9 protein-coding genes are annotated in these 14,907 nt (G+C 66.3%); 7 read left to right on the forward strand and 2 right to left on the reverse strand.

Translation table 11 applies throughout. The features are described from left to right. Window positions 1–67: 67 nt before the first annotated feature. Entirely contained in the window at window positions 68–1,627 is a 1,560-nt protein-coding gene (locus BLR29_RS22085) for a methyl-accepting chemotaxis protein (RefSeq protein WP_092139559.1), read from the reverse strand. Between the two features lie 515 nt (window positions 1,628–2,142). Here BLR29_RS22085 and BLR29_RS22090 point away from each other — a divergent pair. From BLR29_RS22090 to BLR29_RS22120, 7 genes are all read left to right on the forward strand, one after another. Then, on the forward strand, window positions 2,143–3,957 hold the full coding sequence (locus BLR29_RS22090) for a phospholipase D-like domain-containing protein (protein WP_092139561.1): 1,815 nt from the start codon (window positions 2,143–2,145) through the stop codon (window positions 3,955–3,957). A 306-nt stretch (window positions 3,958–4,263) separates the two neighbouring features. After that, a complete protein-coding gene (locus tag BLR29_RS22095) occupies window positions 4,264–4,917 on the forward strand; it encodes a PepSY-associated TM helix domain-containing protein (protein WP_092139563.1) in 654 nt (217 codons plus the stop codon). A gap of 41 nt (window positions 4,918–4,958) precedes the next feature. Then, window positions 4,959–5,480, forward strand: coding sequence for a DUF2271 domain-containing protein (locus tag BLR29_RS22100; protein ID WP_092139565.1), 522 nt, complete (start codon window positions 4,959–4,961; stop codon window positions 5,478–5,480). Between the two features lie 29 nt (window positions 5,481–5,509). After that, entirely contained in the window at window positions 5,510–6,352 is an 843-nt protein-coding gene (locus tag BLR29_RS22105; protein WP_092139567.1) for a DUF4198 domain-containing protein, read from the forward strand. A gap of 47 nt (window positions 6,353–6,399) precedes the next feature. Beyond that, window positions 6,400–7,410 (forward strand): FAD:protein FMN transferase, encoded by a 1,011-nt coding sequence (locus BLR29_RS22110; protein WP_092139569.1) that lies wholly within the window; start codon window positions 6,400–6,402, stop codon window positions 7,408–7,410. Then, window positions 7,407–9,002 carry a flavodoxin domain-containing protein gene (locus BLR29_RS22115; RefSeq protein ID WP_092139571.1) on the forward strand — a complete coding sequence of 532 codons (1,596 nt, stop codon included), beginning with the start codon at window positions 7,407–7,409 and terminating at the stop codon, window positions 9,000–9,002. The genes BLR29_RS22110 and BLR29_RS22115 overlap by 4 nt, the downstream gene beginning before the upstream one ends. Window positions 9,003–9,264: 262 nt before the next feature. Continuing rightward, window positions 9,265–11,712: a penicillin acylase family protein gene (locus BLR29_RS22120; protein ID WP_092139573.1), complete on the forward strand. Its 2,448-nt coding sequence runs from the start codon at window positions 9,265–9,267 to the stop codon at window positions 11,710–11,712. Between the two features lie 95 nt (window positions 11,713–11,807). On the opposite strand, the gene BLR29_RS22125 is transcribed toward BLR29_RS22120, so the two are convergent. Further along, entirely contained in the window at window positions 11,808–14,834 is a 3,027-nt protein-coding gene (locus BLR29_RS22125; protein ID WP_092139575.1) for an FAD-binding and (Fe-S)-binding domain-containing protein, read from the reverse strand. Window positions 14,835–14,907: the final 73 nt, after the last annotated feature.

Here is a 14,907-nt window from a genome sequence, read left to right on the forward strand (position 1 = left end):
ATGAAAAAGGCCAGCGACCCTTGTGGGGTCGCTGGCCTTTCCTTTATCGACGCGGATCTGCCGGCGCTCAGATCGCGCCTGCCAGCCTGAACTGTCCCACTGCCCGATGCAGCGAATCGGCCTGGTCTTCCAGCGATGCCGCCGCTGCGGTGGCTTCCTCCACCAGCGCCGCATTTTGCTGCGCCATCTGGTCCATCTGTGACACCGCCTGATTCACCTGCTCGATGCCGCCGGTCTGCTCCTCGGTGGCCGCACGCATCTCGCCCATCAGGTCGGTCACGCGCTTCACGGCCTCGACGATTTCCTCCATCGCCTTGCCGGCGTTTTCCACCAGCAGGGAGCCGTCCTCCACCCGTTGCGCCGAGTTGTCGATCAGCGCCTTGATCTCCTTGGCCGCCGTCGCCGAGCGCTGCGCTAGGCTGCGCACTTCGCCCGCCACCACCGCGAAGCCCCGACCCTGTTCGCCGGCACGTGCCGCTTCCACGGCGGCATTCAGCGCCAGGATGTTGGTCTGGAAGGCAATGCCCTCGATCACGCCGATGATGTCCACCACCTTGCCGGATGCCGCCTTGATCTCGCCCATGGTGCCAACCACCTTGTGGACGATCTCGCCACCGCGCACGGCGATATCCGACGCGCCCTCGGCCAGTCGGCTGGCCTGCCGGGCATTGTCGGCGCTCTGGCGGACCGTGCTGGTCAGTTCTTCCATGCTGGCGGCGGTCTGCTCCAGCGATGCGGCCTGTTCTTCGCTGCGGCGTGACAGATCGACGTTGCCGGCGGCAATCTGGCGCGCCGCGCCGGCGATCGAATCCGCCGAGCCGCGAATCTGGCCGATGGCGCCGGTCAGCCGCGCCTGCATCTGCTGCATGTTGTAGAGCACGCTCTCGCGGTCGTTCGGCGCGGTTTCCACATGGGAGCCGAGATCCCCGTCGGCGATACGCGCGGCGATTTCGGACGTCAACGCGGGTTCACCGCCAAGCTGCTTCTGCAGGCTCATCGACACCCGCACCATCACCACGCTCATCAACGCGCCCACCGCCAGCAGCCAGCCCATCGCCTTCCACAGCGCGGCGCGGAACTCGGCATGGATGTCATCGAGATACAGGCCGGCGATGAAGTTCCAGTCCCACGGCTTGAAGTTCAGCACGTAGCTGAGCTTGGGCTGCGGCGCCTCGGCGCCCGGCTTGGCCCACAGATACTCGATGAAGCCCTTGCCGGCGGTCTTGCCAATCTGGGCGATATCACGGAACAGGTAGACGCCGTTCGGGTCCTTCATGTCCGACATGTTCTTGCCGTTCATCTCCGACTTGATCGCGTGCATCAGCACGACCGTGTCCGAGCGCATCAGCGTGAAGTAGCCGTCGGCGCCAAAGCGCATCGCGCGCACACGGTCCAGCGCCTGCTTCTGGGCTTCCTCGGTAGTCATCTTGCCGGCGCGAGCCATCGCTTCATACTCGGCGACGACGGAATTGGCGGTGTCGGTCACCTGCTCCAGGGTCAACTGCCGGTCATGCAGACGCATTGCGCGCATTTGCCACGCATTCCACAGCGTGATCGCCAACAGGCACGCCCAACTCAGCACCAATGGCAATAACAGCTTTTTTCTCAAGCTCAAGTTGTGCAACATCCAATCCTCCGTTTACGTAATTTGTCCGCGGGGCTCTTTGGGGTTTTGCCCTCTATACGTGCCCATAACGGCCGCGCCATCGACAAACTTGATCGGGGGGAAATACTGATAGGACTGGGGTGCCGATAAAGGCGCTTCTCACCCATGCATCGCGCGCCGGGTTTGCGGCAGGGGAGTTGCAAGTGATCTGGAGACATCACGCACACTGCATGGTGCGCGTCTCCAGTTGGGGATCGAGCCGGTCCGCGCTGGCTTCGGTTTTTGCTGCGCGTGAGCCCTGGCCTGAATCCCTCAAACAGGGGGGAATGCCGAATGCAATATTTGAAGCGCCATCGGCGTCCCGCTAGTCTGCGCATCCCAAAACAGCAGATTGATTGCTTGCGTTGGCAGAGTTGGACTTGTCATGAAAAGGCATCGGCATGCGGGTTTTGCTTTCCATTTCTTGTCAAAGACCAACCGGCAAAATAATCTGAAACGCTGATGGTTTTCCTATCCGGATTCAAGGAGCGTCGACCATGGCTGTCAAACTCAGAGGATATTTGTCGCCAACCCTGGTACTCCTGGCCCTGGACTGGGATGAAGGCGGTACCCGCGCGGATTTTCTCGGTTTTGCCATCAAGCGAAGCCCGGGATTCAGGTCGGTCGATGGGAAAACACAGAAGGGTGAGAGCTGGCTTCCCAACCGAGTGACATTTGACGGGCCCGTTTCCGCCAATGCCGCGGATGTCGATTCGGACAAGGCGCCGATCCAGAAATTCATGTGGTGGGATGCCCGCATCGACGAGCCCGACCGGGGGGCCACCTTTACGTACACGGCGTATCCGGTGGTCGGCACGCCAGCGCATCCCCGCATCCTCGCGGAAGCTGCCGGCGCCACCACGGTAACACTGCCGCCGCATATCAAAGATGGTATCGGCACGTGGTTCAACAGGGCGGTGCTGAGCTCGCAGGCATTCTCGCGCAAACTGAAGGCCATGAAGCTGAGCCCCACTGCGGCGCCGCCCGCGGACAAGGCTCTCGTACTAAGAGAGTGGCTGGCCAACGACCTTCACAAGGCGTTTGGGCAAGTGCTTGGCGGCGCCAGCAAGGCGGTCGGAGCGGTGTACCACCTGACGGACAAGCTTTGGGCGATTCCAGGACTGAGCGAATTCGCGCAAGCCCAGGGGGAGCACTCACTGGCGATCGTGTACGACTCGCACATTATCCCGGGAAAGAAGGCAAAGCCCGCGATGAATGGAAAGCCAACGAGGGCCGCTGTCCCCGCAAAACCATCGCCAAATCAGGATGTCGTCGACGAGCACGGCCACAGCATTGATTTCTTTCCGCGTGACAAGACTTCCATCATGCATAACAAGTATCTGGCGAGCGATGGGCCGGACGCGACCGGCAAGCCGACCCGGGTGCTGATGGGCTCTGCAAACTTCACCACCGAGGGCATTACGCAACAGGCGAATCTGCTCCACCTGTTTGATTCGGCGCCCCTGGCCAAGCACTACGCGCAGCGCGCCAGAGCCCTGGCCGACAACCCGAAGAAAGGGGCGACCGCGAAGCTCGCCCCCGCCTGGACGACATCGATTTCCGTCGGCCCGGCTGCGGTGCGCCTTGCGCTGTCTCCCGAGCCCGGCAAAATCACGAAGCAAATAGACACCATTGTCGATGCCATCAAGCGCGCCGAGCACTCGGTGGTGTTCTGCATCTTCACGCCGACGGACAAGCGCCTTCGTGATGCGTGCTTCGGTGCGGCAAAGCGAGGGTTGATGATGTTCGGCATCGTCAACAATCTCAGTGCCAGTGGTGCTGCGAAGACGCAGGCCGCGGTGGATGGGAAAAAGAAGGTGACCGGGCCGCAATTGGCAAACATGGAGCTCTACCATCGCAGCAAGAAAAACCGGGACGTGATTGACGGCGAATACTTCAATGCGAAGACGGTGCCGGCTGGCTTCGATCCGGAGTTATTGAATTTCCCCGGCGAAAAATCGCCAGGTTATGCCCCCGTTGTCATTCACCACAAATTCATCGTCATCGATGGAGAGGGCGAAAACCCGGTGGTCTTCACTGGCTCGGCAAACATGAGCGAGAATTCGGAGCACAACAACGATGAGAATTTACTGGAGATAAAGGACCGGCACGTCGCGGGCATCTACATTGCCGAATTCATGAGGCTATACGAACACTATCGTGCACGCGCCATCTTTATTGACGATAAACAGCACCCGACGCGGCATCGTCGATTGACGCTGGCCCGGGATCGCACTTGGGCCGACAAGTATTACGACCCATCCCGCCCGGAAGAGCGGGCCCGGCGCGCCATGGTGTATGGAGCGACTTAGTAACGACTCGATCAGCCACCTCGACCAGCCACTCGACTAGCCACTCACCCGCTACTCGATTTGGCGCGACGACGCGCAACGCGATGGCGTCATTCGATCCGGGCAGCTCCCGCCCGGTCGATCGCCCGACCCTATTCTCCGTAATCAACCGTAATGAAATCCCCTGATTGCCAGGTTGCCATTCATTGCGGTTTAAAATGAGAACTATTATCATCCTTCGGTCTGTCGTGCGATTGTGATGCCACCGTCCTGCGCATGACTGCGGTGTGATCCAGCCGGACCGCCGCCTGCTTTCTTCTTCGCCCCATGACCGACATCCCGCCAGCCTCCGGCCAGCAGCGCCGTGCCTTCTGGCTCAAGCATCTTCATCAGTGGCACTGGATCAGTTCCGCGATCTGCCTGATCGGGATGCTGCTGTTCGCCATCACGGGATTCACGCTCAACCATGCGGGCCAGATCGAGGCCAGGCCGACGGTGGTCACGCGCAATGACACCGCGCCGCGCGAGGTCCTGGCGGCGGTCAGGCGCGCCGCGCCGGCTGCGGCGTCTTCGGGCAACCAGAAGGGCACCGTGCCGCCCGCGCTGGCGGACTGGCTGTCCCGCTCGCTCGCCATCGAGGCCGGCGGGCGCGAGGCCGAATGGTCCGCCGATGAAATCTACGTGGCACTGCCACGCCCCGGTGGCGACGCTTGGGTCAGCGTGGCGCTGGATAGCGGCGAGGTCCAGTACGAGACCACGTCGCGCGGATGGATCTCGTATTTCAATGATCTGCACAAGGGCCGCAACACGGGCCGCGCGTGGAGCCTGTTTCTCGACACCTTTGCCATCGCGTGCCTGATCTTCAGCGTGACCGGCCTGTTCCTGCTGAAGCTGCACGCCGTGGGCCGCGCCGCCACATGGCCGCTGGTGGGCGCCGGCCTCGTCGTGCCGCTGTTGCTGGCCATCCTGTTCATTCACTGATTCGCTTTCCTTTCAATCCAACCGAGAGAGGTAGTTCCGACATGCGCCGACTCCTTACCGTCACCGTGACTGGCCTGGCCGCCGCGCCGCTGGCTCCCGCCATGGCGGCCGACATGAACGTCAAGGTGGAGATTCCCCGCCTGAACGTGGCCGAATACCACCGTCCATATGTCTCGGTATGGGTCGAGCGTGCGGACCAGAGCCCGGTGTCGACGCTCGCCGTCTGGTACGACGGCAAGCTGAAGGATGGCGAAGGCACCAAGTGGCTGAAGGACATGCGCCAGTGGTGGCGCAAGGCCGGCCGCGACATGCAGATGCCGGCCGATGGCATCTCCGGTGCCACGCGCGCGCCGGGCGAGCATGTGGTCTCGTTCGCGGACGGCAAGGTGCCGCTCGGCAAGCTGCCGGCCGGTGACTACCAGCTCGTGGTGGAAGCCGCGCGTGAAGTGGGTGGCCGCGAGATCGTACGCGTGCCATTTGCGTGGCCGCCGAAAGCGATCCAGACCGCGCGCGCCAGGGGCGACAACGAGCTCGGCGGCGTTGCCGTCGAGCTGAAGCCCTGAACCGATTCGATGTGACACGGAGCCTGACGATGCCCAAGCCTGCCCGCTTCTCCCGACAAATTGCCACCCGCGCCGCCCGTACCATGGTGCTGGCGCTGGCCGCCCTGGCCCCGCTGGCCGCCCATGCCCACCGCCAGTGGCTGCTGCCGTCGGCCACCGTGCTGTCCGGCAACGACCCGTGGGTGACGGTGGACGCCGCGGTGTCCAACGACCTGTTCTACTTCGAGCACGTGCCGATGCGTCTGGACGCACTGGCCGTGACCGGACCCGACGGCGCCGCCGTGCGCGCGGAGAACGCCGCCACCGGCAAGTATCGCAGCACGTTTGACCTGCACCTGGCGCAGCCCGGCACCTACAGGGTTGCCGTGCTGAATCAGGGGATATTCGCCAGCTGGAAGGAGAATGGCCAGACCAAACGCTGGCGCGGCGCCGCCGATGCCTTCGCGGCGAACGTGCCGGCCAACGCGCAGGAGCTGCAGGTGACGGAAGCCGCAGGCCGCGTGGAGGCGTTTGTCACGGCCGGCAAGCCGAGCAAGCAGGTGCTGGCCACCACCGGCCGTGGCCTGGAGCTGGCGCCGATCACGCACCCGAATGACCTCGTGGCCGGCGATACGGCCAGCTTCCGCCTGCTGCTCGACGGCAAGCCCGCCAGCAACCTGAAGGTGTCGGTGGTGCCGGGCGGCATCCGCTATCGCGACAAGCTGCAGGAATTCGATGCCACCACAGACGCCGACGGCAAGTTCGGCGTCAAGTGGCCGTCCGCGGGCATGTACTGGATGGAAGCCGAGGTGCGCGACGACAAGACGTCGATCAAGCAGGCCAAGACACGTCGCGCGACGTATGCCGTGACGGTCGAAGTCCTGCCGCAGTAAATGCCGCATTAAGCCTGCTGCAATCGTCCCGCAACGTCCGCCCACCGATGGATCGCATCCTCATTCCCGTCTCGCTGACCGCGCCGCCGCCCATGCCCGATGAGCGGGGCCAGGTGCGGCAGTGGGCGGGCGATACGATGGGGACCACGTGGTCCGTCGCGGCGGTGATGGCGCCGGAACATAGCGACGCCAGTATTGCCGACGGTATTCGCGCGGTGCTAGACAGCGTGATCGCGCAGATGAGCAACTGGTCCGATACCTCGGACCTGAGCCGTTTTAATCGCGCCGCCGCCGATACGTGGGTCACGTTCCCCGAGGATGCCTTCGCGGTGCTGCAGGCGGCGTTGCAGACCGCGCGCGATAGCGGCGGCGCCTACGACCCGAGCGCCGGTCCGCTGGTGGACCTGTGGGGCTTCGGCCCGTCGGGCACGCGCCAGACCGCGCCGACGCCGGACGACGTGGCGCGCGTGCGCCAGCAATGCGGCTGGCAGCGTATCGACATCGACGTCCCCAACCGCCGTGTGCGGCAACCCGGTGGCCTGTCGCTGGACTTCTGCGCAATTGCCAAGGGGTTCGCGGTGGATGCGGTATCGCGCTATCTGGATGCGCGCGGCATCGTGCACCACCTGGTCGAGATTGGCGGCGAACTGCGCGGGCAGGGCCTGAAGCCCGATGGCATGCCGTGGTGGGTGGACCTCGAATCGCCCGCCGCCGACAGTGATCCACGACGCGTGCCGCGCACGCGGATTGCACTGCTGGGCCTGTCGATCGCCACGTCGGGCGACTACCGTCGCTACTTCGAGCAGGACGGCCGCCGCTATGCGCACACGATCGATCCCCGTACCGCGTATCCCGCCGCGCACGCGCTGGCGTCGGTGACGGTGATCCACCGCGAATGCATGATGGCCGATGCGCTCTCCACCGCGTTGACCGTCCTCGGCCCGCAAGCCGGGCTGGCCTTCGCGCAGCGCCACGCGCTGGCCGCCCGTTTCCTGGTGCGCACGCCGGACGGGTTTGACGAAATCACCACTCCGGCGTTTGCCGCGATGCTCTCATGAGCGCGCGTCGCGCCCTGCCGTGGCTGGTTTTCCTGGCTGGCGTGATGCTGGCCCTGCTCGCCGGCAGCCGTCAGGCGATGGCCGCCGGCGTGGTGATCGCCTACGCGGGATTCTGTGCGGCAATCATCGGCCAGCATCGTCGCCGCCGTGCCGCACGGACGGCGCTGACCAATCAGCCCACCGGCGAGGACCGCCCGACATTGATCGCCTATGCCAGCCAGACCGGCTTTGCCGAGCGGCTTGCCATGCAGACGGCGAAGGCGCTGCAGGGCGCCGGGTTGCCCGTGCAGTTGCTGTCGTTTGCCGAACTGGACGGGGCGCGTCTGGCCGCGTGCGGGCAGGCCCTGTTCCTGGTCAGCACGACGGGCGAGGGCGATGCGCCGGACAGCGCGTCGGGCTTTGCGCGTCGCCTGATGTCCGGTGCCGCACCGGAAGGCCTGCGCCAGTTGCGCTACGGCATCCTGGCGCTCGGTGACAGCAGCTACGCGCGCTTCTGCGCGTTCGGCCATGCGCTGTCGGGCTGGCTCCAGCGCCATCAGGCGCAGGCGTTGTTCGATATGGTCGAGGTCGATAACGGCGACCCGGGCGCGCTGCGCCACTGGCAGAACCATCTGTCCGCGCTGAGCGGCGGCGCTGAGATCGCCGACTGGGAGCGGCCGCGCTACGGCCGCTGGCAACTGGTCGAGCGCCGGTGGCTGAACCCCGGCAGCCAGGGCGCGCCGGCCTATCATCTGGCGCTGACGCCGGAGGACGCGAGCGATCTGGACTGGACTGCGGGCGATATCGCCGAAGTCGGCCCGAGCCATGCCCCCGAGGTGGTCGCGCGCCTGCTGGACGGACTCGCGCTCGACGGCGCCACGCCGGTCCGCTGCGACAGCCGCGCGACGACGTTGGCGCAAGCGCTGGCCACGCGCCTGCCGCTACCCGACGCGCATTTCGCGACGATGGCCGGACTGGCGCCGCAACAACTGATCGACGCGCTGCCCGCGCTGCCCCATCGCGAATATTCGATTGCGTCGTTGCCGGCCGATGGTCGCCTGGAGCTCCTGGTGCGCCAGACGCAGCATGACGATGGACGGCTCGGACTGGCATCGGGCTGGCTCACCGAGCACGCGCCGGTTGGCGGGCACCTTGCATTGCGGGTGCGCGCCAACCGCGCATTTCATCCGCCTGCCGACGATCGCCCGCTGATCCTGATTGGCAACGGCACGGGCCTTGCCGGCCTGCGCGCCGTGATCAAGGCGCGAGCCGCCGCCGGCCAGCATCGCAACTGGCTGTTGTTCGGCGAGCGCTCCGCCGCGCATGACGACTTCCACGGCGCGGAGCTGGCGGCGTGGTGTGAACAGGGCGTGCTGCAACGGATCGACCGCGCCTGGTCGCGCGACGGTGGCACGCCGCACTATGTGCAGGACGCCGTCGTGGCGCAGGCAGCGAGCCTGCGCGAATGGGTGGAGGACGGTGCCGCCATCTACGTCTGCGGCAGCTTGCAAGGCATGGCCGGAGGCGTCCACGCGGCGCTGGCCGGCATCCTCGGGGAGGCGCGGTTGCAGCAGATGACCGAGACCGGACACTACCGGCGCGACGTGTACTAGCCGCTTCCGACTCGCCGTCTATCCGCCGTCGAGGCTTCATCGAGCCTCCGCCAAGCCTCCGCCAATCCTCCGCCGATTCGTCGTCGATTCTCCGCCCAGTCTCCGCCGAGCCTTCGCCGTCCCACCGTCTTCCCGCTGCTGCCACGCCACACCCGCGCGTCTTTGCGGCGGCGCATGATCGCCGCCGCCATCACATTCCGCTATCCTCACAGCTCTGCTGGCGCTGACAGGTACGTGCCCAGCCTCCCGAGGAGTAGACCTGATGTTCCCCACGCCCCCTCGCCTGCGGCGCACAGCCGCCGCATTGGCATGGCTCGCCACGGCTGCCGCCACCACCTCCGCCATCGCCGCCGGACCGGACCGCTTCACGGTGCCCGGATTGGAAAAGCCGGCGAGTATCCTGGTCGATCGCTGGGGCGTGCCACATATCTACGCCGGCACGCTCTATGACGCCTTCTATGCGCAGGGCTTCATGGCCGCACGCGACCGGCTCTGGCAAATCGATCTCTGGCGCAAGCGCGGCCTGGGCGAGATGGCCAAGGACTTCGGCGCCGCCTATGTGGACGGAGACCGCATGGCACGCGCGGTGCTGTTCCGGGGGGACATGTATCGAGAATGGCTGGCCTACGGGTCTGACGCCAAGCGTGTGGCGGAAGCGTTTGTCGCGGGCGTGAATGCCTACGTGGCGCAGACCGAGGCACACCCGGAACTGCTGCCGCCGGAGTTCAAGGTGCTCAACTACAAGCCCGCACGCTGGCGCGCGGAGGACATCGTCCGCATCCGCCATCATGGCCTGACGCTGAACTTCACGGGCGAGATCGATCGCGCGCAGATCTACTGCTACGTCAAGCCGAATGCGGTGCGCGCCGACTGGGTGCGGCGCGAACTCGATCCGCCGGTGGAGCCCAAGCTCCCGGAAGGGCTCGACCCCTGCGCGATCCCGGCTGCCGAACTGCGGCGCGCGTATGACCTGGCCACGGCGGCGCCGCGATTCCCGAAGGAATGGTGGAGCCCCACCACCGGGGCCAAGGCAGACAATATCCCTGTGGAGCAGCTCTATGCGACCGTGGACGCGTCGAGCGACACCGCGCGCAGCCTCGGCTCGAACAACTGGGTGATTGCCGGCAGCCGCACGACCACCGGGCGCCCGATCCTCGCCAACGATCCGCACCGCGCACATGGCGCGCCGAGCCTGCGCTATATCAGCCACCTGAATGCACCGGGGCTGTCGGTGATCGGCGCGGGCGAGCCGTTCCTGCCCGGTATCTCGATCGGCCACAACGGCACCGTCGCGTTTGGCCTGACGCGGTTCTACATGGACCAGGAGGATCTGTACGTCTACGAGACCAACCCCGCGCAGCCCCACGAGTACAAGTACAAGGGCCGCTGGGAGCCGATGGAGACCATCACCGAGCAGATTGCGGTACGTGGCGAAGCCACGCCGCGCAAGGTCACCATCGATTTCACGCGCCACGGTCCTGTGCTCTACGCGGACCCCAAGAGCAACCGCTCATGGTCGCTGCGGGCGGCGTGGCTGGACTACGGCATGGCGCCGTACTTCGGTTCGATGGACTATATGCGCGCCCAGAACTGGGACCAGTTCCGCGCGGCGATGAACCGCTGGGGCGCGCCGGGCGAGAACCAGGTGTATGCGGACCGCTTCGGCAACATCGGCTGGATTCCCGGCGGGTTGACCGTCAACCGTCCGAACTGGGACGGTCTGACGCCGGTGCCCGGAGACGGCCGCTATGAGTGGGCCGGGTATCGCAACATGGACGAGTTGCCGTGGGCCTTCAATCCGGCGCCCGGCTACGTGGTGACCGCCAACGAGAACAACATCCCCGCCAACCACCCGGCCGCGAAGATCGGCGTGGGCTATGAATGGAGCGACAGCGCACGCGCGCGCCGGCTGAAGGCGCTGGTCGGGGCGAATCCCCGCAGTTCGCTCGAAGACTCGATGGCGTGGCAGAACGACACCGTGTCGCTGCCCGCGCAGCGCGTGGTGGCACTCGTCAAGCCGCTCAACAGCAGCGACGCCCAGGTGCAGCGCGGCCTGGACCTGTTGCGCAACTGGGATGGCAACGAGCGCGCCGACAGCGCCGCGGCGGCGTTGTACGAGGTCTGGTTCAGCAAGTATTTGCGTACGGCAGTCGTGCGTGCCGCGTTGTCGCAGGAGGGCGCGCGGCTGGTGGGCGCCGCCGATGCCAGTCGCGTGATCGCGGTGCTGGAGCGCCCGGACACCTGGATGGCGGTGGAGAAGCGCAACGACATCATGATGGGCACGCTGAAGTCCGCGATGGTCGAGATCGAGAAGAAGCTGGGCGCCGACCCGAAGACGTGGCAATGGGGCAAGCTGCACACGGCGGTGTTCAGCCATCCGCTGCAAGCGATCCTCGATCCGGCGCTGCGCCAGCAGTACGACGTGAACGCGGGGCCGATCGGCGGATCGTCGTTCACGCCGATGAACACGAGCTACCGCAACAGCGACTTCCAGCTCACGGCGGGCGCATCGTTCCGCATGGTGCTGGACGTTGGCAACTGGGACGCCTCGCGCGTGGTGAACACACCGGGCCAGTCGGGCAATCCGGCGAGTCCGCACTATCGCGATCTCGCGCCGCTGTGGGCCAAGGGGGAGTACTTCCCGCTGGTCTATACGCGCAAGGCCGTGGAGAAGGAAGCGCGCGAACGCGTGGAACTGGTGCCGCAGTAAGAGGAGAGGCACTATCAAAATAATGCTGGCGTCGTTGCGCGGCCTTGCCGTACTAGCTTGCCGCGCACGACGCCAGGCTTTTTCTGAAGCAACCTCTAACCGGCCATCGCCATCTCCAGTACGCGGGCGACATGCAGTGCTTCGCGTCCAGCGCCGTCGTGGATCTGGTGCCGGCAGCTCGTTCCGTCCGCGACCACCAGCGTCTGCGCGTCGGCGTTGCGCACGGCGGGCAGCAATGACAGCTCGGCCATCTTCATCGACGCCTCGTGGTGCTCCGCCTCGTAGCCGAAGCTCCCGGCCATCCCGCAGCACGATGATTCGATCAGTTCGGTCTTGAGCCCCGGAATCCACCCGAGCACCTGTTCCACGGGGCGCACGGCGTCGAATGCCTTCTGGTGGCAATGGCCGTGCAACAGCGCCCGCGCATTGCCGATGGGCTGCAGCGTCGGTGCGAAGCGTCCGGCTGCGTGCTCGCGCACGAGGAATTCCTCGAACAGCAAGGCATTGCCGGCCAGCAGCCGCGCGGCGTCGCCGTAGCCGTACTGCAGGAATTCATCGCGCATCGACAGCAGGCAGGACGGCTCCAGCCCGACCACCGCCACGCCGCGCGAGACGTAAGGCAGCAGCGCGTCGAGCGCACGCTTTGCCTCCGCTTTCGCCTCGTCGACCAAGCCCGCCGCGAGGAAGGTCCGGCCGCAGCACAGCGGACGTTCTCCCGGCACCGCCGACAAATGCACCGTGTAGCCGGCGCCTTCCAGCACGCGCTGCGCGGCGCGGGCATTGGCGGGCTCCATATGGTTGTTGAAGGTGTCGACGAACAGGACGACTTCCTTGCCGCCGGTGGGCAGTTGCGTGTAGTCGTCACGCAGGAATGCCGGCTGCCAGCGCGGCAGGGACCGCTTGGCGGAGAGGCCCAGCCAGCGCTCCGTCAGCTGCGGCAACCCCGGCACGCGGTCGCGCAGGTTGAACAGCCACGGCATCTTGCTGGCAAGGCCCGCATAGCGCGGCAGGAAGGCGACCAGCCGGTCGCGCGCCCGTAACTTGCCCGCCCTGGCGTGCGCGGCGCGGACTTCGATCTTCATCTTGGCCATGTCCACGCCCGTGGGGCAGTCGCGCTTGCAGCCCTTGCAGGACACGCACAGGTCCATGGTGTCCTTGACCGCCGGATCGAGCAGGCCCTCCGGGCCGAGCTGGCCCGACAGCGCCAGCCGCAGCGTATTTGCCCGGCCGCGCGTCAGGTGTTGTTCATCGCGCGTGACGCGATAGCTCGGGCACATCGTGCCGGCATCGAACTTGCGGCAGTGGCCGTTGTTGTTGCACATCTCCACTGCTGCGGCCAGGCCGCGCGCGGGGTCGAGCCCGGTGCCCGGCGCGCTCTCCGCTTCCGTGACCGGATCGCGCGTCACGTTCCATGCCGACCAGTCCAGCGCAGGCTCGACCGGCGCGACCGTATAGCCCGGCGGAAAGCGGAACAACGACGTGTCGTCCATCTTCGGCGTGCGCACGATCTTGCCGGGATTGCAGCGGTTTTCCGGGTCGAACAGCGCCTTGACCTCTTCGAACGCGCGGTTCAGCGCGGGGCCGAACTGCCAGGCCACCCATTCGCCGCGGCACAGGCCGTCGCCGTGCTCGCCGGAATAGGCGCCCTTGTATTCGCGGACCATCGCGGCGGCCTCTTCCGCAATCGCGCGCATCTTGGCCGCGCCGTCGCGGCGCATGTCGAGGATCGGCCGCACGTGCAGCGTGCCGACGCTGGCGTGCGCGTACCACGTGCCGCGCGTGCCGTGCTTGTGGAAGACCTCGGTCAGCCGCGAGGTGTACTCCGCCAGGTGTTCCAGCGGCACGGCGCAGTCTTCGATGAAGGACACCGGCTTGCCGTCGCCCTTCATGCTCATCATGATGTTCAGCCCGGCCTTGCGGACTTCCCACAGCGCCTTCTGCGGGCCGGCATCGGGCATTTCCACCACGGACCCGGGCAGGCCGAGATCGGCCATCAGCTCGACCAGCCGCGCCAGGCCGCGCAGCGTGGCATCGCGGTCTTCGCCTGCGAATTCCACCAGCAGGATGGCCTCGGGCTCGCCGACCAGCGCGCGGTCGATCACCGGCCGGAACGCGGGATTGTTGCGCGCGAGGTCGATCATCGTCCGATCCACCAGTTCCACCGCCGACGGCTGCAGGCCGACGATATGGCGCGTCAGGTCCATCGACTGGTAGAACGTCGGGAAATTCACCACACCCAGCGTCTTGTGCGTCGGCAGCGGCGCCAGTTGCAGCGTGATGTGCCGGAAGTAGGCCAGCGTGCCTTCGGAGCCGACCAGCAGGTGCGCCAGATTGACGCCGCCGTCGGCGGTGTATGGCCGCTCGCTCTGCGGATGGAAGATATCGAGGTTATAGCCGCCCACGCGGCGCAGCACCCTGGGGTACATCTGCGCGATGGCGTCACGCTCGCGTTCGGCGATGCGGCGCACGCCGTCGGCGATGGCGCGATGCGGGGCGCCATCGGCGGGCCACCCGGCATCGAATCGCACATCCTCGCCGCCGGCCAGGATGGCATCGACGCCCAGTACGTTGTGCACCATGTTGCCGTACTGGATCGATCGCGATCCGCACGAGTTGTTGCCAGTCATGCCGCCGATGGTGCATTGCGCGGCCGTCGATACGTCCACCGGAAACCACAGGCCGTGCGGCTTGAGCCACGCGTTCAGGTGGTCGAGCACGATGCCGGGCTGCACGGTGACCGTGCGCGCCTCGGGATCGAAGTCGATCACCTGGTTCAGGAACTTGCTGTTGTCGATGACCAGCGCCTCGCCCACGGTCTGGCCGCACTGGCTGGTGCCGCCGCCGCGCGGCAGCAGCGGCGCCTTGAAGTCGCGGGCGATGTCGAGGGCCAGTCGCGCGTCGGCTTCGTCGCGCGGCACCACCACGCCAATCGGCATGATCTGGTAGATCGACGCATCGGTGGCATAGCGGCCGCGGCTCGCGGCATCGAACAGGACGTCGCCGCGCAATTCGGCGGCCAGGCGGCGATACAGCGGCGACTGCAGGGCCGGCGCGGCGGCGGCGCCGGGCATGAAGCGCAGCGGCTGCACGCCGGGTGGCGTGGGGGTGGTGGGCAGGGCCATGGGCGTGGGGTCTCCGGTTGCATGCACTGGGGACGACGCCTAGGCCGGAGTCACACGCCGCGGGCAGCCGCGG

This window comes from Cupriavidus sp. YR651, from assembly GCF_900101625.1.
Classification (GTDB): domain Bacteria; phylum Pseudomonadota; class Gammaproteobacteria; order Burkholderiales; family Burkholderiaceae; genus Cupriavidus.

Excerpts from the sequence above, each read along its gene's own strand:
- BLR29_RS22105 (WP_092139567.1), top strand. The coding sequence starts at position 5,510 with ATGCCCAAGCCTGCCCGCTTCTCCCGACAAATTGCCACCCGCGCCGCC.
- BLR29_RS22090 (WP_092139561.1), top strand. The coding sequence starts at position 2,143 with ATGGCTGTCAAACTCAGAGGATATTTGTCGCCAACCCTGGTACTCCTG.
- BLR29_RS22125 (WP_092139575.1), bottom strand. The coding sequence starts at position 14,834 with ATGGCCCTGCCCACCACCCCCACGCCACCCGGCGTGCAGCCGCTGCGC.
- BLR29_RS22095 (WP_092139563.1), top strand. The coding sequence starts at position 4,264 with ATGACCGACATCCCGCCAGCCTCCGGCCAGCAGCGCCGTGCCTTCTGG.
- BLR29_RS22100 (WP_092139565.1), top strand. The coding sequence starts at position 4,959 with ATGCGCCGACTCCTTACCGTCACCGTGACTGGCCTGGCCGCCGCGCCG.
- BLR29_RS22085 (WP_092139559.1), bottom strand. The coding sequence starts at position 1,627 with ATGTTGCACAACTTGAGCTTGAGAAAAAAGCTGTTATTGCCATTGGTG.
- BLR29_RS22115 (WP_092139571.1), top strand. The coding sequence starts at position 7,407 with ATGAGCGCGCGTCGCGCCCTGCCGTGGCTGGTTTTCCTGGCTGGCGTG.
- BLR29_RS22120 (WP_092139573.1), top strand. The coding sequence starts at position 9,265 with ATGTTCCCCACGCCCCCTCGCCTGCGGCGCACAGCCGCCGCATTGGCA.
- BLR29_RS22110 (WP_092139569.1), top strand. The coding sequence starts at position 6,400 with ATGGATCGCATCCTCATTCCCGTCTCGCTGACCGCGCCGCCGCCCATG.